The organism is Flavobacterium sp. ACAM 123 (genome assembly GCF_000264055.1).
Lineage (GTDB): Bacteria > Bacteroidota > Bacteroidia > Flavobacteriales > Flavobacteriaceae > Flavobacterium.
This window is the reverse complement of sequence record NZ_AJXL01000002.1, coordinates 19,209-43,834: the sequence shown is the minus strand read 5'-3', so window position 1 is coordinate 43,834 and position 24,626 is coordinate 19,209. Positions and strand designations below refer to the sequence as shown.

26 protein-coding genes are annotated in these 24,626 nt (G+C 34.6%); 9 read left to right on the top strand and 17 right to left on the bottom strand.

The genetic code is table 11. The features are described 5' to 3' along the window. The first annotated feature begins 2 nt into the window (after nucleotides 1-2). The 5 genes from A3SG_RS0100655 (at nucleotide 3) to murI (ending at nucleotide 5,859) form a co-directional block, all read left to right on the top strand. On the top strand, nucleotides 3-743 hold the full coding sequence (locus A3SG_RS0100655; RefSeq protein WP_029596526.1) for an isoprenyl transferase: 741 nt from the start codon (nucleotides 3-5) through the stop codon (nucleotides 741-743). Then, nucleotides 676-3,405 carry an outer membrane protein assembly factor BamA gene (gene bamA, locus A3SG_RS0100650; RefSeq protein WP_016988074.1) on the top strand — a complete coding sequence of 910 codons (2,730 nt, stop codon included), beginning with the start codon at nucleotides 676-678 and terminating at the stop codon, nucleotides 3,403-3,405. Before A3SG_RS0100655 ends, bamA begins: the two co-directional genes overlap by 68 nt. Nucleotides 3,406-3,441: 36 nt before the next feature. Then, the gene (locus A3SG_RS0100645; RefSeq protein ID WP_016988073.1) at nucleotides 3,442-4,443 is read left to right on the top strand and encodes an OmpH family outer membrane protein; all 1,002 of its coding nucleotides are present in this window, start codon (nucleotides 3,442-3,444) and stop codon (nucleotides 4,441-4,443) included. 25 nt (nucleotides 4,444-4,468) lie between these two features. Continuing rightward, entirely contained in the window at nucleotides 4,469-4,969 is a 501-nt protein-coding gene (locus A3SG_RS0100640) for an OmpH family outer membrane protein (RefSeq protein WP_016988072.1), read from the top strand. A gap of 113 nt (nucleotides 4,970-5,082) precedes the next feature. After that, on the top strand, nucleotides 5,083-5,859 hold the full coding sequence (gene murI, locus A3SG_RS0100635) for a glutamate racemase (RefSeq protein ID WP_016988071.1): 777 nt from the start codon (nucleotides 5,083-5,085) through the stop codon (nucleotides 5,857-5,859). Between the two features lie 10 nt (nucleotides 5,860-5,869). Here the strand turns inward: murI and A3SG_RS0100630 are convergent, their stop codons facing one another. Further along, nucleotides 5,870-6,385 (bottom strand): gamma carbonic anhydrase family protein, encoded by a 516-nt coding sequence (locus A3SG_RS0100630; RefSeq protein ID WP_016988070.1) that lies wholly within the window; start codon nucleotides 6,383-6,385, stop codon nucleotides 5,870-5,872. 13 nt (nucleotides 6,386-6,398) lie between these two features. Then, nucleotides 6,399-7,397 (bottom strand): type IX secretion system membrane protein PorP/SprF, encoded by a 999-nt coding sequence (locus A3SG_RS0100625; RefSeq protein WP_016988069.1) that lies wholly within the window; start codon nucleotides 7,395-7,397, stop codon nucleotides 6,399-6,401. A gap of 157 nt (nucleotides 7,398-7,554) precedes the next feature. On the opposite strand from A3SG_RS0100625, the gene A3SG_RS0100620 reads away from it, so the two are divergent. From A3SG_RS0100620 to A3SG_RS0100610, 3 genes are all read left to right on the top strand, one after another. Next, complete coding sequence (locus tag A3SG_RS0100620; protein ID WP_016988068.1) at nucleotides 7,555-8,460, top strand: NifU family protein; 906 nt, start codon at nucleotides 7,555-7,557, stop codon at nucleotides 8,458-8,460. 125 nt (nucleotides 8,461-8,585) lie between these two features. Next, nucleotides 8,586-8,786, top strand: a complete 201-nt coding sequence (locus A3SG_RS0100615) for a dodecin family protein (RefSeq protein WP_016988067.1) — start codon at nucleotides 8,586-8,588, stop codon at nucleotides 8,784-8,786. Nucleotides 8,787-9,537: 751 nt separating this feature from the next. Next, on the top strand, nucleotides 9,538-10,365 hold the full coding sequence (locus A3SG_RS0100610; protein ID WP_016988066.1) for a mechanosensitive ion channel family protein: 828 nt from the start codon (nucleotides 9,538-9,540) through the stop codon (nucleotides 10,363-10,365). A gap of 3 nt (nucleotides 10,366-10,368) precedes the next feature. Here the strand turns inward: A3SG_RS0100610 and tsaB are convergent, their stop codons facing one another. Genes tsaB through A3SG_RS0100595 form a run of 3 tightly spaced genes read right to left on the bottom strand, consistent with a single transcriptional unit; the run spans nucleotide 10,369 to nucleotide 13,779 of the window. Further along, entirely contained in the window at nucleotides 10,369-11,043 is a 675-nt protein-coding gene (gene tsaB, locus A3SG_RS0100605) for a tRNA (adenosine(37)-N6)-threonylcarbamoyltransferase complex dimerization subunit type 1 TsaB (protein ID WP_016988065.1), read from the bottom strand. A gap of 57 nt (nucleotides 11,044-11,100) precedes the next feature. Beyond that, nucleotides 11,101-12,402, bottom strand: coding sequence for an efflux RND transporter periplasmic adaptor subunit (locus A3SG_RS0100600; RefSeq protein WP_016988064.1), 1,302 nt, complete (start codon nucleotides 12,400-12,402; stop codon nucleotides 11,101-11,103). Between the two features lie 6 nt (nucleotides 12,403-12,408). After that, a complete protein-coding gene (locus A3SG_RS0100595) occupies nucleotides 12,409-13,779 on the bottom strand; it encodes a TolC family protein (protein WP_016988063.1) in 1,371 nt (456 codons plus the stop codon). A 194-nt stretch (nucleotides 13,780-13,973) separates the two neighbouring features. On the opposite strand from A3SG_RS0100595, the gene A3SG_RS0100590 reads away from it, so the two are divergent. Further along, nucleotides 13,974-15,383 (top strand): DUF4403 family protein, encoded by a 1,410-nt coding sequence (locus A3SG_RS0100590; RefSeq protein WP_016988062.1) that lies wholly within the window; start codon nucleotides 13,974-13,976, stop codon nucleotides 15,381-15,383. 12 nt (nucleotides 15,384-15,395) lie between these two features. On the opposite strand, the gene A3SG_RS0100585 is transcribed toward A3SG_RS0100590, so the two are convergent. The 12 genes from A3SG_RS0100585 to gcvH form a co-directional block, all read right to left on the bottom strand. Then, a complete protein-coding gene (locus tag A3SG_RS0100585; protein ID WP_035663110.1) occupies nucleotides 15,396-15,623 on the bottom strand; it encodes a hypothetical protein in 228 nt (75 codons plus the stop codon). A 34-nt stretch (nucleotides 15,624-15,657) separates the two neighbouring features. Further along, nucleotides 15,658-16,200, bottom strand: a complete 543-nt coding sequence (locus A3SG_RS0100580) for a DUF420 domain-containing protein (protein ID WP_016988060.1) — start codon at nucleotides 16,198-16,200, stop codon at nucleotides 15,658-15,660. Nucleotides 16,201-16,205: 5 nt separating this feature from the next. Further along, nucleotides 16,206-16,892: an SCO family protein gene (locus A3SG_RS0100575; RefSeq protein WP_016988059.1), complete on the bottom strand. Its 687-nt coding sequence runs from the start codon at nucleotides 16,890-16,892 to the stop codon at nucleotides 16,206-16,208. 11 nt (nucleotides 16,893-16,903) lie between these two features. After that, nucleotides 16,904-17,545, bottom strand: a complete 642-nt coding sequence (locus A3SG_RS0100570; RefSeq protein ID WP_016988058.1) for a hypothetical protein — start codon at nucleotides 17,543-17,545, stop codon at nucleotides 16,904-16,906. Between the two features lie 77 nt (nucleotides 17,546-17,622). After that, nucleotides 17,623-17,979 (bottom strand): cytochrome C oxidase subunit IV family protein, encoded by a 357-nt coding sequence (locus tag A3SG_RS0100565; protein ID WP_016988057.1) that lies wholly within the window; start codon nucleotides 17,977-17,979, stop codon nucleotides 17,623-17,625. A gap of 18 nt (nucleotides 17,980-17,997) precedes the next feature. Beyond that, entirely contained in the window at nucleotides 17,998-18,975 is a 978-nt protein-coding gene (locus A3SG_RS0100560) for a cytochrome c oxidase subunit 3 (RefSeq protein ID WP_016988056.1), read from the bottom strand. A 42-nt stretch (nucleotides 18,976-19,017) separates the two neighbouring features. Continuing rightward, nucleotides 19,018-19,605, bottom strand: a complete 588-nt coding sequence (locus A3SG_RS0100555) for a heme-copper oxidase subunit III (RefSeq protein WP_016988055.1) — start codon at nucleotides 19,603-19,605, stop codon at nucleotides 19,018-19,020. 2 nt (nucleotides 19,606-19,607) lie between these two features. Continuing rightward, the gene (cyoE, locus tag A3SG_RS0100550) at nucleotides 19,608-20,510 is read right to left on the bottom strand and encodes a heme o synthase (RefSeq protein ID WP_029596525.1); all 903 of its coding nucleotides are present in this window, start codon (nucleotides 20,508-20,510) and stop codon (nucleotides 19,608-19,610) included. Nucleotides 20,511-20,680: 170 nt separating this feature from the next. Continuing rightward, complete coding sequence (locus A3SG_RS0100545; RefSeq protein ID WP_232226228.1) at nucleotides 20,681-22,750, bottom strand: gliding motility protein RemB; 2,070 nt, start codon at nucleotides 22,748-22,750, stop codon at nucleotides 20,681-20,683. A gap of 67 nt (nucleotides 22,751-22,817) precedes the next feature. Continuing rightward, entirely contained in the window at nucleotides 22,818-23,561 is a 744-nt protein-coding gene (gene deoC, locus A3SG_RS0100540; RefSeq protein WP_016988052.1) for a deoxyribose-phosphate aldolase, read from the bottom strand. A 243-nt stretch (nucleotides 23,562-23,804) separates the two neighbouring features. Beyond that, on the bottom strand, nucleotides 23,805-24,188 hold the full coding sequence (locus tag A3SG_RS0100535; protein ID WP_016988051.1) for a VanZ family protein: 384 nt from the start codon (nucleotides 24,186-24,188) through the stop codon (nucleotides 23,805-23,807). Beyond that, nucleotides 24,181-24,561, bottom strand: a complete 381-nt coding sequence (gene gcvH, locus A3SG_RS0100530; protein ID WP_016988050.1) for a glycine cleavage system protein GcvH — start codon at nucleotides 24,559-24,561, stop codon at nucleotides 24,181-24,183. The genes A3SG_RS0100535 and gcvH overlap by 8 nt, the downstream gene beginning before the upstream one ends. Between the last annotated feature and the right edge of the window lie 65 nt (nucleotides 24,562-24,626).

Genomic DNA, 24,626 nt, shown 5'->3' with positions numbered 1-24,626 from the left:
AAATGAATTTACTAGAAAATATAGATAAGTATAATTTGCCCCAACATTTAGCCATCATAATGGATGGTAATGGACGATGGGCAAAACAGCAAGGCCTACTCAGAGCTTTCGGACATGAAAGCGGTACAAAATCCGTGAAAACCATAATAAAAGCTTGTGCTAAATTAGGTTTAGAAAACTTAACACTCTACGCCTTTTCCACGGAGAACTGGAACCGACCAAAACTGGAAGTCGATACTTTAATGAAGATCCTGATAAAATCATTAAAAAAAGAACTCCCAACGCTTCTGGAAAACAACATCAAATTGAACACGATTGGTAATTTAGAAAAACTACCTCAGTCTGCACAAAAAGAGCTACTTGATGTAATAAATAAAACTAAGGATAACACTCATATGACATTAACATTGGCATTGAGTTATGGCTCGAGAGAAGAAATAGTAAATGCTGTAAAAAACATCTGTAATAAAGTTAAAAATAATACAATTTCAATAGACTGTATTGACGATTCAATTATAAATGAGCATCTTTACACGCAAAATTTACCGGATGTAGATTTATTAATAAGAACAAGCGGAGAACATAGGATAAGTAATTTTTTGTTATGGCAAATTGCCTATGCAGAAATGTATTTTACAGACGTATTGTGGCCAGACTTTAAAGAAGAAAATTTATATGAGGCTATCATTAGTTATCAAAAAAGAGAACGTAGATTTGGAAAAACAAGTGAACAAATTAAATAATTTTTTAGTGTTGAATAAAAGTATAAAAGCAGTCCTTACTCTCCTAATTTTAGGAAGTTTTTCACAAGTTAAAGCCCAAGAAAAAGTTCCTTTCGATCAAGGTAAAAAATACATACTTGCAGATGTTGTCCTTACGAACAAAATCAGTTTCAATGACCAAACTGTTGTCACTTTTGCTGGTCTAGAAAAAGGTCAGGAAATTACAATTCCGGGAGAAGAAATCAGCAGCGCCATCAAAAAGTTAGGGAAACTTGGACTTTTTGACGAAATTTCATTTTATATCAACCGAATACAAGAAGACAGTATATATCTTGATCTAGAAATCAAAGAATTGCCGAAATTAAATAACGTAAGGTTTGTTGGAATCAAGAAAAACAAAACCGAAGCTTTAATTAAAGATAATGGTCTTACAAAAAGCAAAGTCGTAAACGAAAACTTAATCACCACGACAAAAAATTACATAGAAAGCAAATACAAAAAAGACGGGTATTACAACACGAAAGTAAACATAAACGTTGTACCAGATACATCCTCAGTGAACCAGGTAAATATGGTTGTAAACATCGATAAAGGCGAAAAAATAAAAATTGATGAAATCGACTTTATTGGTAACGACAAATTATCAGATAAAACGCTGCGGAAAGCGATGAAAGATACCAAGCAAAAAAACTTCTTTCGTATATTAAAAGCATCAAAATTTATAAAAGCAAAATACAAAACCGATTTAGATAAAGTAATCGCTTCTTATAAAGAAAAAGGATATAGAGACGCTAGAATAATTTCTGACTCCATTACTTATCTAAAAGATAAAAATGCTTTGTCTATAAAAATTAATGTAGAGGAAGGAAATAAATATTATTTTGGAGATATTAAATTTTTGGGGAACACCGTTTATTCGGATCAATTACTAAGTCGCGTCGTTGGTGTGAAAAAAGGAGAAACCTATAATGGAGTACTTCTTGAAAAAAGAATTGCTGATAAGTCAAAACCAGACGGCGAAGACATCACTAATCTTTATCAAGATAATGGCTATTTATTTTCAAACATAAATGCTGTGGAAGTGAAAACGGTTAACGATACGATCGATTTCGAAATAAGAATTAACGAAGGTCCTCTCGCCTATTTCAATAAAATTACAGTGGTAGGGAATGATAAAACAAATGACCGCGTCATATATCGAGAATTAAGAACAAAGCCAGGAGAAATATACAGCAAAGCCTTATTAATTAGAACCATTCGTGAAATTGGCCAACTGGGTTTCTTTGATCCTGAAGCAATCGACCCTAAATTTAAAAATGTAGATGCATCCTCAGGAACTGTTGATATTGAGTACAATCTTGTTGAAAAAGGATCCAGCCAGATTGAACTTCAAGGTGGTTATGGTGGTGGCGGTTTTATCGGGACATTAGGACTGTCTTTTAATAACTTTTCAGCAAGAAACCTATTAAATAAGGAGGCCTATAAACCTTTACCTATGGGTGATGGTCAAAAAGTGTCTTTAAGACTTCAAGCCAGTACGTTTTTTCAAACCTATAGTGTTTCGTTTTCAGAGCCCTGGTTTGGACAAAAAAAACCAGTTCAATTTAGTTCTTCGATTTCTTATAGTAAACAATTTCTAAACGACTTCCGTACGCAACGAGTAGACAAGGAGAAAAGTTTTAATATCTTGACATTATCCGTTGGATTGGCAAAAAGGCTAACAGTACCAGATGATTTCTTTGTATTATCACAATCTCTAAGTTACCAACATTATGATCTGAACAATTACAACACAGGACTGTTTACTTTTGGGAATGGAGCATCAAGAAACTTAGCCTATACCATTGGATTATCAAGAAGTAATAAAGGGGTAAATCCTATATTCCCAACTTACGGTTCAGAGTTCAGTATATCAGCAAAACTAACCGCGCCTTATTCTCTTATAAACGGAACAGATTATGCGACATTAGGAGACAAAGAAGAATATAAATTAAAAAATACTGTTGATAGAACAAATACAGTGGACGCAAACGGAAATACAGTTGCAATAGGAGATTATATAGATGCTGCCGGAAATAAAGTATTTAACTTTGAAGATGCTGCCGCAGACCCTGCCTTAGTAGATCAAAAGAAATTTAATTGGTTAGAATATTACAAAATAAAGTTCAAAGCAGATTGGTACACAAAAATTTATGGTAAATTAGTACTGCGAACGCTAACTGAATTTGGATTCTTAGGCGCTTATAATCAAGATCGTGGTGTGGTGCCATTTGAAAGATTTTATGTAGGTGGAGACGGGTTAGCTAATTTCTCGATGGATGGTAGAGAAACAATTCAATTGAGAGGTTATCCTAACAATTCCCTAACACCAATAAATAGTAGAGGGGAGCAACTTGGGGCTACCGTTTACAATAAATTCTCTATGGAATTACGTTATCCTATAACCTTAAAATCGTCTGCATCTATATATGCATTAGGATTTTTAGAAGCAGGTTCGTCTTATCCAGATTTTAAAAGCTACAATCCATTTGATTTAAGCCGCTCCGCAGGAGTTGGATTACGAGTATTTATGCCAGCATTTGGACTATTAGGTATCGATTTCGGTCATGGTTTTGATGCGCTACCAGGGCTGACTAAACCCAATGGATGGGAGACCCATTTCATTATTGGACAACAATTTTAAAAACATTGAATCACGATTTTCTAATACTCTAAAGTTATGAGAAAACATTTTTTAATACTATTTTTAGCCTTGATTGTAGTAAATACGATTCATTCGCAAACCAGAGGAACAAAAGTAGGTTACATAGACATGGAGTATATCCTTCAGAATGTACCCAATTATACGGAAGCGACTGTCCAACTGGAACAAAAAGCACAAAAATGGAAACAAGAAATTGAGACCAAGAAAATCGAAATCAATAAAATAAAAGAAGCTCTTGCCGCCGAAAAACCTTTGCTTACAAAAGGACTCATAGAGGAGAGAGAATTAGAAATTAAGTTCCTTGAAAACGAGATGCTGGATTTTCAGCAAAAAAGATTTGGAGCAAATGGTGATTTAATACTACAAAAATCTGTCTTGGTTAAACCAATACAAGATCAAGTGTTCACCGCAGTTCAAGACATAGCAGAAGCCAAAAGATATGACTTTATTTTTGACAAATCGTCTGATTTAACAATGCTATTTGCCGCTAAAAGGTTTGATATTAGTGACCAAGTACTTCGTGTACTCAACAGAGCTGAAAAAAGAGAAGAGTTAACAAAAAAACAAATCGCAGCCGAAACAGCCAAAGAGAGTAGAGAAGACGCTATTGCAGATAATCCTTTATTATCTGAAAGGCAAAAAATACTAGACGATAAAAAAGCTGCACGAGATTCAATTGTTGCAGATCGTAAGTTAGTCCAAGAAAAAAAGAAAGCGGAATTTGAGGAAAGACGACAAAAAATGCTTTCCGATAAAGAAGACAAGAAAAATGGCACGGTTTCTGCCCCTACGATAAAAGGAGATTCAAAAGAAAGTACAAGTAATGCAGAAGAGGCAAAATCAACAGCCGACGTAACAAAACAAGAACAAATTGACGTAAGAGCCAAAACGATAGAAGATCGCAAAAAAATGATGGAAGATCGTAAGAAAGCTTTGGAAGATAGGAGAACGAAAATACTTCAACAGAGAGATTCAATTAAAAAAGCAAGAGAAGAACAATTAAAACTAAAACAATAATTAATTACTTAATATTTTAAAAACGATGAAACAGATTAAAACTTTATTAATTGCTGCAATATTCATTTTCGGAGCAAGTCAAACAACCAGTGCACAAGCAAAAACAGCTCACGTTGATGTTAGTGAAATAATGGCCAAAATGCCAGCGATGTTAGATGCTCAAAAGCAATTAGAAAAATTAAGCGGAACTTATGATACTGATTACAAAAAAATGGTAGAAGAGTACCAAGCAAAATTAAAAAAATACGAAGCTGAGTCCGCTACCGTTAGTGATGTAATAAACGGAGATCGTTCTAAAGAAGTTCAGGACATGCAAAAAAGAATTGTTGATTTCAGAGATAACGCTCAAAAAGAATTACAACAAAAAGAATCTGATATTGTAAATCCATTAATGGGGAAAGTAAGAGCTTCAATTCAAAAAGTAGCTAAAGCAAAAGGATTCCAATATGTATTAGACGGATCTACTCTTTTACTTGCTGACGGTCCCAACTTGACTGCTGACGTGAAAAAAGATTTAGGTTTCTAGAAAAACCAAAAAAATCAAAATAAAAGTACCGCTCTCCCTCTTCTGGATTGAGCGGTTTTTTTGTCCCATAAATTCTTTAGGTTTATTAGTCGATACCGCTTAACTTTGTTTTAATGGACAACAACCAAGCAATAGGCATTTTTGATTCAGGCATTGGAGGAACTTCGATATGGAAAGAAATTCACAATCTCCTTCCGAATGAAAAAACAATATATCTTGCTGATAGCAAGAACGCTCCTTATGGCCAAAAATCGAAACAAGAGATTATCGCCCTAAGCATGAAAAATACTGATCTTCTGCTTAAGATGAACTGCAAACTCATTGTTGTTGCCTGCAATACAGCTACTACAAATGCTATCCGAGAATTAAGGACTAAATATGATATTCCTTTTATTGGTATAGAACCTGCCATAAAACCTGCTGCCACTAATTCAAAAACAAGAAAAATTGGCATTCTAGCTACACAGGGGACCCTTATCAGCGAGCTTTTCAATAAAACGGCACAACAGTTTGAAAATACCAAAATAATAGACCAGGTAGGACATGGATTAGTACCACTTATAGAAAACGGGAAAATGTATTCACCAGAAATGACTGACTTGCTTCGCTCCTATTTGACACCTATGATTGATGCAGACATCGACTATCTAGTGTTGGGCTGTAGTCATTATCCCTATCTGATTCCACAAATAAGAGACATCCTTCCCAATCATATCCAAATTGTTGATTCAGGTGAAGCTGTAGCTAAACAAACGGAAAGTCTTTTAAAAGAAAAAGTGGGATTTACAACAGAAAAAAAAAGCCAACCAATTTTCTATACGAACTCAAATCCAAAAGTATTAAAGGAAATTTTAGAAAATAGATATATTGTCATAGAAAAAGATTTTTAGGCTGGGAAACCTACTCTTCTTTGAACCAGCTAGAATACATTACATAATTATTCGAAATGCGTTCTATCTCCCCTGCAAAATCTGATTGATCAATGTCTTTCACTTTTCTGGCAGGAACCCCAGCCCAAATTGATCCAGATTCGACCGTTGTGTTTTGGGTAATAACGGCACCGGCACCTATGATGGTATTGCTCTCAATTAAGCAATTATCCATCACTATCGCTCCCATGCCAATCAATACATTATCCATAACCGTGCAACCATGCACTATTGCATTGTGTCCAATTGAGACATTATTACCTATGATTGTAGGGTGCTTATTATATGTGCAATGAATTACTGCTCCGTCTTGGATATTCACTTTGTTCCCTATTTTAATAAAATTCACGTCGCCTCTAATGACGGCATTAAACCACACACTACAAGACGCACCAAAACTTACATCGCCAACGATAGTGGCGTTATCAGCTACAAAACAATCCTCAGGTATACGAGGTGACTTTCCGTTTACAGATTTTATTAACATAAAGTTTCTATATTTAGTTGATAGCTGGACAATAACACTCGTACTTCACGGGTTTGCAAAAAAGATTGACACCTAAGGTAATCTGATGATAGCCTCCTTGATCAAATTTCACGTCCCCAGCCAAATGCGAATAGGTATATGCAAACATGAAGTTATTGAAAGTAACCCCTATAATTGGAGTTATGTATTGTAGCTTTTGTTTTGAGATGCCGTTCGCATTGCTATATTCAGCTCCGTCAAAACTTCGTCGATAAGATAAACCTCCCCATAGTGTTCCAAAATCCATGTTTTTATAGGCCTTCATATTTATATCAATCGATTTCTCTTGGGTTTTCTCAACAAGCTGAAATAAAAGAGAGGGCTCGAATAATATTCTGTTGCTATCCCCAAAAATGTAACCAGCACTCAATAAATATTTTCGCAAATTATCACTCTCATACTCGGTATAGATATCTCTTCTGGTTTCAAGCGCATTTTTGACTGTCCCGTGTGCATAAAAATCTAAAAGATTGTAGGACGCACCAATGTCTACATTAAAATAAGAGTCCTTCTGTACTACAGTACCATCAATAATAGGGTCAAAGTCTCCGGATTGCAAAAAACTAGTTTCATCTAACTGACTCTGAATCAATCCGCCACTAATACCAAACGACAATTGATTTAAATCAACTTCATCTCTAGAAAACATAAGGTGATAGGCATAAGTAAACTTGACTCCTTTTTGAGAATGATACCCATTTTTATCATTAAAAATAATAACTCCCGCTCCCGCTTTTTCACTAACTCTCCCATTAAAACTAATGGTTTGAAGTTCCGGTGCATCCGCTTGTCCGAACCATTGCTTTCGCGCGGTTAACCTTATCTTGGCACAATTTGCAGCACCAGCCATAGAAGGGTGGATCAAATAATAATTATCTGATAAATAATCAGAATAGACTGCTATTCCTTCTTGCGAGTAAGTGTACGAAGAAACCAGGAAAAGAAAGAACAAAAATTTGAGTTTGATATACATTGAAATACTATTAAGTGGAATGTGAACAATAATGCAATTGATAAATGATATAAAAGACCCTGAAAAACTAAAATTGAGTTAATTTAATCATTATTAAATCAAATATAGTTAATCGTCCAAAATAACTTTAGTAAATTTGTACAAATTTATAATTATCATGACAAAAGTTACTATAAAAGAAACACAAAACTCTACTATACTTAAATTTGAATTTGAAGATTTTATTACTCAGAATGAAAGTTTCGAATTCAAAAACATAGACGAGGCTAAATCATCACCTCTTGCGCAAAAGCTATTTTACTTACCCTTCGTAAAAACAATCTATATCTCGGGTAATTTTATTGCCATAGAAAAGTACAACATCGTAGAATGGGAAGATGTCAAAGACGCTGTAGCAGAGCAAATAAATACTTTTGTTAACGATGGAGGAATAATCATTACCATCGAAGAAAACAAAACGAAAAAACAACCAATAACGGTTTATGGAGAAACAACTCCAAACCCGGCTGCATTAAAATTTGTCGTAAGTCGCATGTTGACTAAAGAAGCAATAGAGTTTAAAAGTATTGATGACACTGCCGCCTCACCATTGGCTAAAGAACTGTTTAAATTTTCTTACGTAAAAGAAGTTTTTATTGACGAAAACTATATTTCTGTTACTAAATACGAAATCAACAACTGGGAAGAAATAACATTAGAAATAAGAAGCTTTATTAAACAATTCATTGAAAATGGCGGAATAGTACTCGATGAAACGATGCTTGCCGCTGCTGCCGTTGACAAAAAAGAAAATAATAAAACACAGGAGTTTGACAATTTAGATGTCACATCACAACAAATCATCAATATATTAGAGGAATATGTGAAGCCTGCTGTTGCAGCTGATGGTGGAAATATTGTTTTTGATTCCTATAACGAAAAAGATAAAATTGTAAAAGTAATACTTCAAGGAGCTTGCAGTGGTTGTCCATCCTCAACATTTACCCTAAAGTCCGGTATTGAAAACATGTTAAAGAGCATGTTGAACGATGAAAAAATTCAAGTAGAAGCAGTAAATGCATAAATAGTATAACTGTAAAAATAACATAACTGACTGACAACGTATATTTTAAAAAATATTAATGTGCTTTTGAATGTATATTTCGTAAATAATTGCTAAATTTAAGTTCAACTTAAAAAATAGAAATTATGTCAGTATTAAAAGTTATTGAATTACTCGCCAGTTCAACTATTAGTTGGGAAGATGCGACACAAAAAGCGGTTACTAAAGCTTCAAAATCGTTGAAAAACATAAAGTCGGTGTATATTAAAAACCAAAGTGCCGCTGTATCAGAAGGTAAAATTTCCGAATACAGAGCTACTATTAAAGTGACTTTTGAACTTGAATAGTCCAATTTGCAAAAATAAATTAAGCGTTTCGTAAGAGGCGCTTTTTTTATTTGTTCTGTTTTTAAAAAATATTCTAAAAACTCATGAAACCCTTTATGTTTTTTTTTAGAAATAAAATAATTGACTTCTGATGCTTATTATCAGAACAACATTACTCAAGTCTTTCAATTTCTAAATAAAAAAATATGTGCCAATGTAATGTAACAGCAAGAGCTTTGGCAGTATCATTTTTTTAAAAAAAGAATATAGCTCCGCCATAGAAAACACAGATAATTTCGATGTTAAAGCAGAATTACTACCACTTGTGTATTTGATATAGAACAATTACATCGTACTATTTTCTTATTACATTGACATCGTACAAAACCGATTTGGACTAAAAAATAAATTCGTTTAGTATAACTTTCGTAAATGCACAAGAAAATGAATTCCCGTATATGGAAAAGCGGAGGTATTTGCAGGGATGTCCATAGAAAAAAACGGAAGAGACAAGTATCACTGTATTAAAAATCGTTAAAACGGTAAAAGAAAGGCCTGCTGCTTTCAAAGAAATAGAAGCCGTAAGCGTCGACTCTAGTGAATCACAGGCTAATATAATGATATCAAACAGCCTTTAAACAAGGAGAGCACTTCATAAAAATTTAATCATAGAATTGAAGAAAATACTGATTAGTTTTTAAATAATAATAATCCGTATTTTTGCGACATAAACATAGACCTTTTTTTTGAGAGGGTTTTTTATTATCTTACAATGTATTTAGACCCAAAATATGTTACTCATTACGCTAGTAACTTCGTAAAAGCTTTTGTTGAATACTCGCCAAACTTGATTTCGGCATTTCTCATATTATTGGCAGGCATTTATGTCATAAGAGTGATCAATAAAATAATTAAAAAGATAATGGTCAAGAGGGAGTTAGACCCAACTCTGACTAACTTCCTAAGCGATATTCTACTTTGGGTTTTACGAGTATTATTATTTGTGACATTCATATCCAAGTTAGGAGTAGAAACTTCCTCTTTTGTGGCTATACTTGGTGCAATGGGACTGGCAATAGGGCTCTCTCTTCAGGGTTCGCTATCTAATTTTGCAGGAGGAATGCTAATCATTGTTTTTAAACCCTTTAAGGTAGGGCATACCATAGAAGCACAAGGCGTTTTTGCTACAGTTAGCGAAATTCAAATTTTTGTAACTAAATTGATTACACCAAATAACCAAACGGTATTTATTCCTAACGGTATTTTATCTAACGGCAATATCATTAACTATTCTCTAGAAAAATTCAGAAGAGCTGATCTAACCTTTGCAATTTCTTATGATTCAGATATTAAAAAAGCGAAAGATTTGATTCTGTCAATCTTAAACGAAAACCCAAAGGTACTTCAAACACCCCAACCAGAAGTTTTTGTAAAAAACCTAACCGACAGCGCCATCGAAATGGCGGTACGCCCTTGGGCAACCCGCGAAGATTTTGGTGCTGTTTTTACTGAAACTCTAGAGAGTTGCAAAATAGCTTTTGATGCAGCAGGAATTATAATACAGCCTTATTTAAAAGAAATCTCTAAAATTGATAAGTAACGGCTAAACCTTTTTTTTTGACGTAGTTACCATAAAATCTTTTAGATAAAAAGGCTCAAAATAAGCGACATCTACAGTGTCGCTTTTTTTATACTTTTCGAAACTCAGCCCGCTCATTTCGTTTGCGGAAGGGTATTTAATTTCTTCTAAGAACGTAAAGTTTATTTTTGTTAAAACAGTTTGCCCCTTCTCAGTGCAATCCCCTATAAAATAAACAGGCCCCTCCAACTCTTCAAATGACTTTTCATCAATAATTTCAGCACGAGTTTCCCTTTTGTTTTCTAATTCTGGAGTAAAAATCGCGCTATACACCTCCATTCTTCTAGCATCAATCATCGGGATGATTAATCCGTCGGAAACGGACGCCTGAGCTGCTAATATTTGCAAAGTATCTACTGCTATTAAAGGAATACTTAATGCGTAACAGAAACCCTTAGCTGCAGAGACGCCAATACGAAGTCCGGTATAAGACCCCGGACCCTGACTTACCGCAATGGCTGATAAATCTTTGTATACAATTCCCGCTTCTTTTAAACTTGCTTCAATAAACACATGCAGTCGTTCAGCATGAGAATAACCTTCTTCTGCAATTTCTTTACAGATGATGGTTTCTCCATTTTCAGCAATTGTTACCGAACAATTTTTAGTTGAAGTTTCGATGTTTAGAATATAGGCCAATACTTTTCTATTTAAGATTTAATTATTTACCGGCAAAAGTACCACTCTAAAATAAAACTACTTGCCTTTTTCTTTATCGTTTTCTGATTTGACAAATACCATATCACCAGAATTCAATTCTTTAGAAACAGTCGTGTATGGCCCCGTAATGACAACATCTCCTTTTTTTAGACCACTCTTCACTTCGATATTAGTATCATCTTGAATTCCGGTTTTGATGACGCGTATTTTAGCCTTACCTCCAACTTTCACAAAAACACATTCAAATTTCTTATCGCTTTTAGGAGCTTCCTTTTTATCATCTAATGGCTCCTCCACTACTTTTACATCACTAACCGCCGATGTATCTGATTTTATGACTACCGAACTTATTGGCACCGCCAGTACACTCTTCTTTGTTTTAGTGATAATATCAACCGTTGCTGTCATTCCAGGTCTAAAAGGAGAATAAGCGGCAGGTTTCCCTTCCAATAAATCCAAGTATGACTCTTTAAGTATTCTAACTTTCACTTTAAAATTAGTTACTTGGTCTGCTGTTAATGAGGAACTGGCCGAATTAGAAATACTGGTCACTACACCACTAAATTGTTTTTTCAAATAAGCATCAACCTCTACCTTAGCCGCATCACCTACTTTTATTTTTACAATATCATTTTCATTTACATCTACTTCAACTTCCATATTGTTCAAGTTCGCAACTCTCAAAATCTCAGTACCAGTCATTTGTTGCGTCCCTAACACCCTTTCACCTAGCTCTACATTTAGCACAGAAATAGTCCCGTCTGCAGGAGCATAAATAACGGTCCTCCCTAAATTATCTCGCGCTTCATTTACGGAAGCTGAAGCACTTTTTACACTAAAATAAGCAGACTCTTTCGCAGCTTTTGCCACTTCAAAAGAAGCAATTGATTTATCCCAATCTGACTTAGAAATTATCCCTTTTTGAAATAATGTTTTATTTCTTTCATAACTTGCTTTAGCTTCCTTAAATTGGGCTTCAGCTTGCGACAATCCGGCTTTTGACCCTGATAAACCAGCAATTGTTCTGTTTAAACTAGAGGTATATAGATCTGGGTTTATCTTAACTAATAAATCTCCTTTTTTAACCACCTGCCCTTCTACAACAGACAACGAAATGATTTCCCCGGAAACCTCCGATGAAATTTTCACTTCAATTTCGGGCTGAATTTTACCAGTAGCTGACACCGTTTCGACTATAGTTGTTGCATTGACGATGGTTGTTTCAACTTCTTTACCTTCATTTTTATTTCCAATAACTCCTGTTTTTGAAAGAATAATTAATAAAGCTATAACGAGAATGGCACCGCCTATTAATAGATAAATTGATTTCTTTGACATAATGTATTAATTTTTAATGATAGGAATTCCAAAATAGAATTCTAATATTTTGATTTTGAAAATATAATCGTATTTAGTCCTAATCACATCAGATTGTGCGTTAGACAGTAAGGTTTGAGATTGGTTTAAATCGAAAGAATTCATCAAGCCAACATCAAATCTTTCTTTTGCATAATTATAAGCTTCCTGCCTAGACTCTAATGCTACTATCGCTGACTCATGAGCATTTAACGCACCTCTTGCATCCGTAAATGCAACATAAACATTTCTTTGCAAATCTAAATCTTGTTGCTCTACAGCAATTTTAGATTTCTCTAAACTTACTTTTGAACGCTCTACGTTATTTCGAGCTGAAAAGCCATTAAAAACAGGAATTGATAGCTGTGCTCCAAACGATTGCCCTTTGTTGTCATTGAATTGCGTGAAAAACGCAGGAGGCGAATACGTTCCAATTACATTACCACTATTGTCTCGCAAAGCAATATCAGCATAAGAAATCCTAGTGTTGAAATTATAGAACCCTCGTAAAGTTGGTTGATAAGCCCCTTTTGCGATAGCCACATTTTTTTCGGCTATTTCGAGATTAGTCTGAGCTATTTTCAACTCCGTTCGCTGCTCTTTTGCTTTATCGTAAATAGCTGTTGGACTTTGCAATAATATACTATTTTCATCTTTCACCTCCGTATCATCAACAACATCAAAATCCTGAAAATTTGTTAATTGCAATAATTGAGCTAAACTCAACTTGGAAATCAATAAAGAATTCTCGGCAGTAATTACTCTTTGATTATCGGATGCCAAAGTTGCTTTAATATCTAACAAATCGCCTTTGGGTATTGTCCCAGCATTAACTAATTCCTGAGAACGAATTAACTGCTTTTCATTAATACCCATTTGCACTGTTTGCACCTTTAAATTTTCTTTATTGAAAAGCACTTGCAAAAAAGCATTAGCCACATTAAGCGCAATATCTTCCTGCATTTTCAGCAACTGATATTTAGCCGCAACTATCGAAAGGTTTGCTCTTCTAAGGGTATTTTGATTCTGCAAGCCTTTATAAATGTCAACCGCTAGGGTAGCCCCGGCAGAGGTAAACTGGGTGGTTTGATTTTGTAAAAGTCCCGTTGTTATATCTTGGTTTAAACCAATATTCCACGAGTGGGATGCATTAGCATTTACTGAAGGGAGAAAACTCCCTATTGCTCCCCTTTTATCAATCACAGACGTTTTGATATCTAACTCGGTTTGTTTAACTGATATATTATTTTCTAATGCATAATCTACACATTCCCGTAATGTCCACTTTTTAGTTTGAGCATTAGAAGACAAGCTATAAATTACTAATAAAAACAGACTAAAATAAATTTTGTTTGACATAATTTTTTAAATAAATTGTAATGTAAGGAGTGCAAAAAAACTTTTCCTTTCCCTTTATTTTGAATAAAAATACAAAACGTGAACGGATTTAACCTCACACATAAAAATAATTAGACATTTAAAATCTGCTTTTGTTACAAAAAAACAAAAAAATATATTCGTTTCACTAATTTTGTCGAATAAAATCAAAACAAATGTCAAAACCAGCTTCCTTCTTGCTTATTTCGCTCGCATTTGTGCTTTTTTCTAGCTGCTCTCCCGCACAAAAAATATTGTCTTTAACACCGGAACCAGAAGACGCAAGCCCTATCATTTATGAAAATACTCCTTCCTTTATCAATTTACCAATAACCGTAAAACTGAAGGACATTGAGAACCAAACTAACGCACTTTTAAATGGATTAATATACAAAGACGACAACGTCGAAGATGATAATATCGAAATGCAAGTATGGAAACTGGCTCCAATCACTATTGAAAGCACCAATGAAAAATCAAGAGACAGAATTAAAACTACCTTACCACTAAAAGTTTTGGTGAAATACAGAATAGGAACAAAAACTTTAGGAACTTCATTTTACAAAACCCAAGAATTTAACCTTAATGGAATAATAACTTTAATGAGCGACGTCAGTTTAAGTAATTGGAAATTAAATACCGAAACTGAACTAAGTTCTTTAGAATGGAATGAAAGTCCTACTGCAACTATTTTTGGAAAAAATATTCCGGTTACGTACCTAATCAATCCAGCAATAAAACTATTTAAGACGAAAATAGAACAAAAAATTGATGAAGCCGTAGGTAAATCAATGGACTTTAAACCAACTGTATTGACTGCACTAGAAGCAGTCAGTGTGCCTTTTAAAATGAACGACGACTATGAAAGTTGGTTAAGAATCGTTCCTTTGGAAATTTATAGCACGGCGTCGAAATTAAAGAAGGATCAGTTTTTACTGCAAATGGGAATGAAGTGCAATATGGAAACCCTGGTAGGTCAACAACCCGAATCCAAATTTGACTTGAATAAAATCATTTTAAAAACTGTAACTAAAATTCCCAACCAGATTTCAGCTAATATCGTGGCTGTCTCCACTTACAACGACGCTTCTCAGGTCATGAAGAAAAATTTCGAGGGACAGGAATTTATCTCGGGAAACAAAAAAGTAAAAGTACAGGATGTTGCGATTTGGCACAAAAACGGTAAAATAGTTATTGCTTTAGATTTATCTGGATCTGTAAACGGTAAAATCTATTTATCTGGTTTTCCTCAATATGATGAAAACTCTAAAGAAATATATTTTGAAGATTTAGATTACGTTCTGGATACTAAAAACAAATTAATGCGCAGCGCTAACTGGCTTGTCCAAGGATTAGTCCTTCGAAAAATAAAACAAAATTGTCGCTATTCAATTCAAGCTAATTTAGATGAAGGAAAAAAAACCATAATGAGTTATCTAAGAAATTATTCCCCTATGCCGGGTGTTTTTGTAAATGGAAAGATGGAAAACATCCAATTCCGCAAAGTTCAGTTAACGAATAATGCTATTATAGCCTCCATTACCGTGAACGGTGAAGTTAATATTTCGATTGATGGCTTAAAATAAGAGTCGGCCTGCTTAATTCATTTTTTTATTTTTCCTCATGCGATACACAGCATAACCAATTCCTGCAACTAAAACATAGGGAACCGCCATTAAATAGACGATACCGTCATTCACTGCCTGCGCCTGAGCAGTATTAGACTCTCCTCCTAATGCAGCTCTACACATGGCGCATTGCGCCCCAACATCTAGAGAGAAAAAGAAGGATAAGATAAAAAATAATATTGTAATTCTCTTTTTCATAACTCTGTTTTCTAACTTTCTATTTCCTTTTGTCTTATCTAACATAGTAGGGTGATATCATTAAATAAACAACAACACCTGTGACAGCAACATAAAGCCAGATGGGGAAGGTAATTCGAGCTATTTTCTTATGCTTATCAAAAACCTGCGCCCAAGCACGTACATAGGTAATCAGAACTAAAGGAATAATTATAATGGACAACACAATGTGCGTCACTAATATAAAATAATAAACATATTTGATAACTCCATCGCCACCAAACTTCGTGGAATCAGCAGTCATATGATAGGCCACGTACATTACAAGGAAAGCGACAGATAACGCGACGGCGCTGGTCATTAACGACTGATGAAGTCTTCTCTTTCCATTTTTGATCGAAACGACACCAGCAATCAACAACACAGCTGTAATACCATTTGTAGTAGCATATATAGGCGGTAAAAAAGAAAGCGGTTCAACATCATAACCAAAATCTTTAAGTTTAACTCCAAAAAGAAACGCGACTGCGATTGGTATTATTATGGATACCGCTATGATCCATTTATTATATTTCTGCTCTAAACTTAATTCGCTCATCTTGCTTATTCTTTTAATAAAACATTAATATCTTGTTGAATATCTCTAACTCCTTTTTTTTCTAAACCATCATAATAAAGGATCGGATTTCCAAAATCATCTTTTCTACAACGAATGTCTCCATTTTTATCAATCAAGGCAAACAAACCAGAATGCTCAAAGCCACCGTTGACCTTACTATTTTCTCCAGCATATAGATTGAAGCCTTTATTCGCTAAATCGTAAATTTCGTCCCGATCACCGGTTAAAAAGTTCCAATTTGAGGATTTAACACCCAAAAGCTTAGCATGTGCTTTCAAGACTTCAGGAGTGTCGTGTTTAGGATCGATAGTGATTGACACTATTCCAAAATTTGGATTACCAAAGAATTTTTTCTCGATCAACAACATGCTTTGATTCATTTTAGGACAAATGGAGGGGCAAGTAGTGAAGAAAAATTCTAAAACATAAACTTTCCCTTTGTAGCTTTCATTAGTAATTTTCAAGCCATCTTGATTGATTAATTCAAATTTAGGTGCCGGCCCTATTTTTGTCAACTTATCCTCTGATACATTTGTATTTGTAACGTTGTCCAGCCGGTCCCCTTTTACAATTTCACCGTTTTGTATTCGGGATATTATTTTAGGCACTGCGTATATTCCGAAAATTAGTATAATAAACGAAATTCCGATGTAAGATTTATTTTTAAACATATAACTTAAATTTATAGTTGCTTTGTAGCATTACGATTTTTCTTGAGTGCTGCTCTGTATTCGTATAGAATAACTTTAAAATCATCTAACATCTCATTACTCAATTCAGCAGGACTAAAAGTACTATATCCCTCCTTATAATCTTTTACCTTCTTTCTTCCTCTAAGATTTCTCTCCTTGTCTAGAATATAAACATCAGGAGTACCAGCATTAGCATCTAATTTTCCAACTAACTTTAATTGCGAATAATAGGAATTGATCTCTTGGGGTGTAGCAAACAAAAAATGCCATTGCGCCAAATCTGTGAACTCCTCTAAAGCGTCAAAAATACTTTTAATATCGCTCTCTGTACCCAAAGGGCAAATCATCACAAACTGCACGTCCTTGAAAGTATGATAACGTTGATAAATTTTTTGATTAAGATTAAAAAGGTTACCCCGGTTTTCCAAAATACTAGAACCGCCAAAACCTAAAACGGTGATTTTATCATTTAAAGTAATTTTTTTTCCGTCTAAAGACTTCCAATCCCCAAAGTCATTGACTTTAGGAGTAATTACAGGCAATTTTGTAAAACCATTTACTCCGGTAGCAAAGAAAAGATACGCTACTATTGGCAAAACAAAAAGTACGAAAAGAACTATATTTTTTTTCATTATACTTAAAATACTATTTAAAGTGCAAAAATAAAAAAAGGCACGCAAAGCGCACCTTTTTGTGAATTAATATATTGTTAAAAATTCCATTTTATAGTCGAATTTTTAAAAACCCCATATATATAGTTACCTTCAGTCAAAAGAATGAAGAGAATATATAAAATTAAAAATATTACCGGCAGTACAACTGCATATCTCAAAGCCGTTTTTTCACCGTCCATGTGCATAAATGAATAAACAATATAATATGCCTTGTAAACCGTAAGGGCATAAAATATCCAATTAAGCAGATTCATCCCCATAAAATTGCTGAACTGCAATGCGTCTGGCTTAAGAATACCTAAAATTACCTCTATGATAGTAACCAAAGATAATATTCCGAAAACTTTCCAGATTTTGCTGGTATTAGATACAAATTCGTGTTCGTGTGACATAATAAAAACTTTTGAAAATTAAACTAGATAGAAAACCGTAAATACAAATACCCAAACTAAATCGACGAAGTGCCAGTATAAACCAACTTTTTCGACCATTTCGTAACTTCCTCTTTTCTCATAGGTTCCACTCAGAACATTAAAAAATATAATGATATTTATAATAACACCTGATAGAACGTGAACACCGTGAAAACCTGTTATAAAGAAAAAGAAATCGGCAAACAACTTACTACCATACTCATTCCTTTTGAGATTAGCACCCTCAACAACATAATGCGCCTCACTCAATCTTAATTCAGATTCCTCTCTTGATAGAATTGTTTTTTGCTTTTCAGCAGTCAACACCTCTGTTCGTACCAGTATATCTGGATGGGATTTAAAACCTGCCTGAACCTCCGCTACCGAAAAAGACGGTAAAGCTGGCTCACTCATGAACCACTTTGCTTTATCTGGAGTCAATTGCTCTCTTGCGTCATGTAAATTCGCTGCAAAATCTGCAAGAGCTACACGTTTGCCTTCCTTATCAACAAATTGGAGCAAACTACCTCCTTTTGTCTCGATTGCGCCATACTCCCCGGTGATGAAATTCTTCCATTCCCAAGCTTGGGATCCTACAAAGATTCCTCCACCAAGGATGGTCAAAAACATGTACAGAACGACTTTATCTTTTTTCATTTGATGACCCGCATCAACAGCCAAAACCATTGTTACTGATGAAAAAATCAAAATAAAAGTCATCAATGCAACATAGTACATAGGCGCTGATACACCATGCATGAAAGGAAAGTGCGTAAACACTTCATCTGCCAATGGCCATGTCTCAATAAATTTAAACCTAGAAAACCCGTAAGCCGCTAAAAATGCAGAGAACGTTAAAGCATCTGATACAATAAAAAACCACATCATTAATTTACCATAACTTGCTCCCATTGGCTCATTGCCGCCTCCCCAAGTTTTTTCTTTGCTATTCCCAGCAGTAACTGTAGATCCCATAAAAGTTATTCGTTAAAAAGTTCTCAAATTTACGTTTTTTTCTTATTTAAAGAAATATAAAAATACAAATAAATAAATCCACAAGAAATCAAGAAAGTGCCAGTACATTGCACCTAGTTCTATTCCAAGAGTTTGACTCGAATTGTATTTTTGTTTAAAATGATTATAAATTATAATCAACAATGAAATCAAGCCGCCAGCGAGGTGCAGTAAGTGTACCACAGCTACGACATAAAGAAACGTAGTTGTAATCGTACTCTCACTTCCTGTAAAATAATACCCCTGTTGCACTATCTGGTCAAAGCCTACAAACTGTAAAATTACAAACAATATTCCCAATACTAATGTCGTAAAAAGAAATGTAGTTGTAGCCTTTTTGTTGTCTTTTTGAATTGCTTTTTTGGCCAAATGAAAGGTAACACTACAACCAATTATCACCAAAGTACTGAAATAAAAAGCCGATGGTAATTCAAAATCTTTCAACCAATCTACTCTAGATTTACTTACCACAAAAGCACTGGTAAGACCTGCAAACATCATGGTCATGCTGACCATAGAAAACAACAAAATCAATTTATATGACCTTCCTGTTCTCGATTTATATTCTTCTCTTGTCATTGTAACTTCCATAACTATCTCAAAAATTTATCAATTATATACACTAATTGTAACAAGGTGATGTACCCAACACTAACCAGCATTAAGGTTTTCGCTGCTTTTGCTGTTCTTAACTTATAAAGTTTTACTGCATAAAACAACATCCACACACCCAATAAAAAAATAACTACTGCGGCCAGAGGCGAAATAAATAACTTCCCGGTATACCCTAACGAGGGCAACAATGAAGCTATAATAAGCCATACTGTGTACAAAATAACCTGCAAAGCAGTACCTTTATCTTTTTTTCCTGTTGGCAACATAAAAAACCCTGCTTTTTCGTAATCTTCATACAACAACCAACCTATTGACCAAAAATGAGGAAATTGCCAAAAAAACTGAATTAAAAATAACGTTCCCGCTTCTATTCCGAAATCACCCGTTGCTGCTACCCAACCTAACATGAACGGAATCGCTCCAGGAAAGGCACCCACAAAAACAGATAGTGATGTCACCGTTTTCAAGGGAGTATAAACACTTGTATATAAAAATATAGAAATCGCACCAAACATCGCTGTCTTAGGATTGATCATATATAACAATGTGATTCCAATTATAGTTAGTAGGCTCGCTACGACCACGGCTGAAAAAGTAGACATTCTTCCCGTCGGAACAGGACGATTTTTAGTTCTATCCATTAAGGCATCTAAATCCTTTTCTATTACCTGATTGAATGCATTTGAAGCACCCACCATACAATATCCACCGATAGCCAGCATTATCAATACAGACCACTGAAAGGGATGCTCCTTACTAAAACCCAAAAAGTATCCTGCAATAGAGGAAAATAAAACACTTATGGCTAATCCAGCCTTCGTGATTTCTTTAAAATCCAAAAAAACAGTTTTAAGGGAAAATGTATTTGACGAACTATTCAATGCGGTTTTCATTAGGTTTTCTAAAACTGTTGCAAAGGTACAACTTACTGATAGAAATCGGAATGAAGATTTTAGATTTTTTTAAAGTAATATTTATAGAAAAAACCGCCCCTATTTACAAAATGAGGCATTTTATTTTGAATTACAAAGGCAGTTGCCTAAAAGGAGCTTTAGTAATCAAAATACCAATTAAAGACGTCGGCACGCAGTCCCAAAGTAAACCAACTGGTACTCTCGTTAAATTTTGTTACCGTATTCTTCGTAGGATCAAAACTCCTGTAAATATAACTACCGTAAATTTTTAAATTAGTAGTGGGATTTACTAAATACCCTCCTTGAATATCCGCTATAAAAAGAGACGTTTTATTTCCCTGCCCCACTTTTACACCACGGTCAAATGGTCTGTTTTCATCATAATCCTTGTATATATTCCCACCGTAGTTGTTGCGGTCATCGGCAGTGTCAAAGTCGAGACCACGGGTACCCGCCGTAACTTTTGCATCAGCGAAATACCTGCCTTTGTGGTAACGCGCAATAGCAATAAATTCTTTAAAGTTTCCGCCCCATTGATGACCAATGCTTTGATTATTGTGTCCGTAATTTGTAATTGGCACACTATGACTATACACATAGGGACGCACATGATTGTACTCTAACTGTAATAATAAATTATCAACCTGAAATGCATTATAGTATTTAACTCCCAACTGATACCCATACTTATTTTTCCAACTATTATCTTGTCTTTTTATATCTCCCAAAGAAAATTCATCTAATAAAAATTGGCCGTATACATTAATTTTATCGCTCCACTTATACTTGTATGTAAGTCCTAATAGCGCATTTCCTGTTCTGGCTGAAGACGCAAACTCAACTGATCTATAAAATACAATCGGATTGACAAAACTGGCGTCAAAACCCCTGTCATTGGTGTTGGTCCATATAACTGATTCAAAGAAGCCAAGATTCAATCTGTTAGATATATTCCAACTCAAATAGTGGTTTGCCATAAACTTAGTCGCATAGGTTCTTTCCAAAGTAACTTCCGGACGAACGTCTTTGAGCCACATGTACGTATTCGTATATTTTATTTTCCAAAAATTAGTGTTTACTTTAAAGTAAGGATAGGGATTGGCTCCATCACTTTCCAACAGCGAGCGATATCCGTCGCCAATAAAATTCCTTCCATATCCCAATTGCAAATCAATATGCTTGCTTGCCGTCAATGTCAAATTAGCTTCCGCCAAAGGAAAATCGTAGGAGTCCGTTTTAAAATTTTTAGCAATCCCCATTCCAGGAATAATTGCTGGATTACCACCTGCAGGTTTTATCGATTCGGCATAACTATTAAAATAATCTGCAAAACGTCCTTGGCTTTCAAATACGGTTGTAGTAAAATTAAGTTTATCTCCAAGACCCCCTCTAAAATTAAGTGCGCGTGTATTGACATACGTATAGGAAACGTCGCTATGAGAAGCTTTACCTACTTGTAAATCTAATATTGGATTTAATGACAACCAATAGCCGTCTCCTTGAATTTCAACTGTATTTTCATTCCACAACTTTTTGGCCCACCAACCAGAAACATTTTTTTTAAGTTTTTCATTTGCCGCTTTAACATCATAATACTTTGACACCTCAGTATACGTGTACGGTTTTGAGGCTGTGTGACTATTGCTCCCTACACGGTTTAACGCGCCATCAAATTGCGCGTAATAACTATGAGAAAAAGGGATATTTAAATGGCTATCATACTCTGGATTATTGTATTTCTTATAAACCATACTATCTAATTCCGTTAACTGCTTTGTTTTGCTTTGTATTATCTCGGCTCGAGCCAATACCTCGCCCGCTCTTGTTTCAGCACTTTTCAATGGAATTGAAATAGTAATATTGTATTTTGAATAGACTGACCTGCCGTTGTAGGTCGAGGGAGTGATTTTGGGAAATTTAGCAAAAACTCTTTTCGCTTCTGCTAATAATTCCTCATCAATTGCATTGACATAAATTACTTTGAAAACACCATTTGCATCTACCTCAAAAAGCACTTTTACATTTCCTTGAAAATCGTTTTCAATCAGGTCTTCGGGTACCACAAAATTGCGAAAAACAAAATCTTGAACTTCATTGTAAAAACAACTTTCCAATTCCGCATTCTCCCTGTTTTCACAACGAGGAAAAATAGGAAAACGCTCTGGAGAACGATTTGACTTTAACAAGTCTTGGCCTTGCGAGTACATAAAAAAAGAAAAAAATGACAAAAATACAGCGAATAAACCCTTTTTCATATTGATTTTAATTGTAAAATTAGTAACCACTGTTCGTGCTTTCTCCATCTGCAATTGCTTTTGCCCCAGAAGTCCCTATTCGATTCACACCTAAATTAATCATTTCGACCGCCTCCCCATAAGTCCTAACACCACCAGCTGCTTTCACAGAAAGTGGTGTAGCATTTTCTAACATTAGACTAATCACTGGAATTGTTGCGCCATTAGGTAAATTATTTTCAGTCTTATAAAACCCAGTCGAAGACTTCACAAATACAGAAGCAAAATTAGCCTCCTTAAAATTTGAAATTACAACATTTTTAATCAAAGCCGTCAATTGTATAATTTGCTTATCATTCAATGCGGCGACCTCAATAATCCATTTTACCACTTTATTGTTTTCGATACCAAGTTGAGTTCCTTTCAGAATCTCTTCTTTAACTAAATCTATATTGCCATTTTTAAAGGCCTCATAATTACAGACAAAATCCAAATCATCCGCTCCATCTTGAATCGCCTTTTTAGCTTCGACTAATTTAACATCAATAGTTGCCTGCCCATCCGGAAAATCTATAACAGTACCAATTTGCAAATCTGAAGTAGCATCCGTGATCATTTGTCTGACCAATGAAACCATGTTAGGGCGAATCATAATCAGTTTAAAATGCTCATCAATAGCTTCTTGAACAAACCCTTTGACCACTTTAATATTACCTTCCTTATCAAGTCCTGCCTGATCCGCCGTTTTCAAATAGGTCGAATCTAAATATTTTTTGATGTTCATTATTCTACTGGTTTAAGTATAAATGATAATTTAATAGGTTGTAAAAATACATATTAAATTAAGATTAGTTTTATCGAAACAGTTCCGTTTAAAGACAAAATCTGCAGCTATTAATTTGAATTCTAGACCTTCATGATAAGGACGGAATAAAACTACTAAAATCTGATGAAAATTAAATTATAAAACAAAAAGAATTACTTCTTTAACACAAAAAATCCCACCGAGGTGGGACTACTATTTGTATCAACTTTTATTTGAGCACCTATTTTTAAAATATAAAATAATTGAAAACACCGCTAAAGCCGCTCCGACCATATTTGCAGCTACATCCAATGCATCCTCTTTTCTGGTGGTGGTATATTGTCCTTGTAACATTTCTACTGTCACTCCAAAAAGGACAGAAAACAAAAATGAAATAATATAAGGCTTATAACTATCAGGGTCTTTTATTTGCGTTTTAAAAAACAAAATCCAAAGGGACGTGAATACAAAGTGAAAAAAAGCATGAACTACTTTATCCAAATTTTCAATATTCACTGCCGGAAGCTCATCTGATTGAACTAAACTTAAAAAAAGAATAACTCCCGTCCAAAATAAAGCAATCCAAAAAACTATTTGTTTAAGCACCTATAAGTTCTTTGTAAGCCTCACTTGAAAGCAAAGAATCGTAATCCGCAACATTTGAAACTTTAATTTTTATCATCCATCCAGCACCATAAGGATCAGCGTTCACAGCTTCCGGCGTACCTTCTAAAGCATCGTTGAATTCAACAATTTCTCCTGCTACTGGTAAAAACAAATCAGACACTGTTTTAACAGCTTCCACAGTACCAAAGACCTCATCTTTTTCCAAAGTTTGATCTAAAGTTTCCACTTCAACATAAACGATATCCCCTAATTCTTTTTGAGCAAAATGGGTTATTCCTACAGTTGCCACGTCACCTTCTAAACTAACCCATTCGTGATCTTTAGTATACTTTAAATCTGCTGGTATATTCATATTAAATATTTGTTGATAATTGATAATTTGATTATTGTCTCGCAAATGTAACACTCTTCTATTCA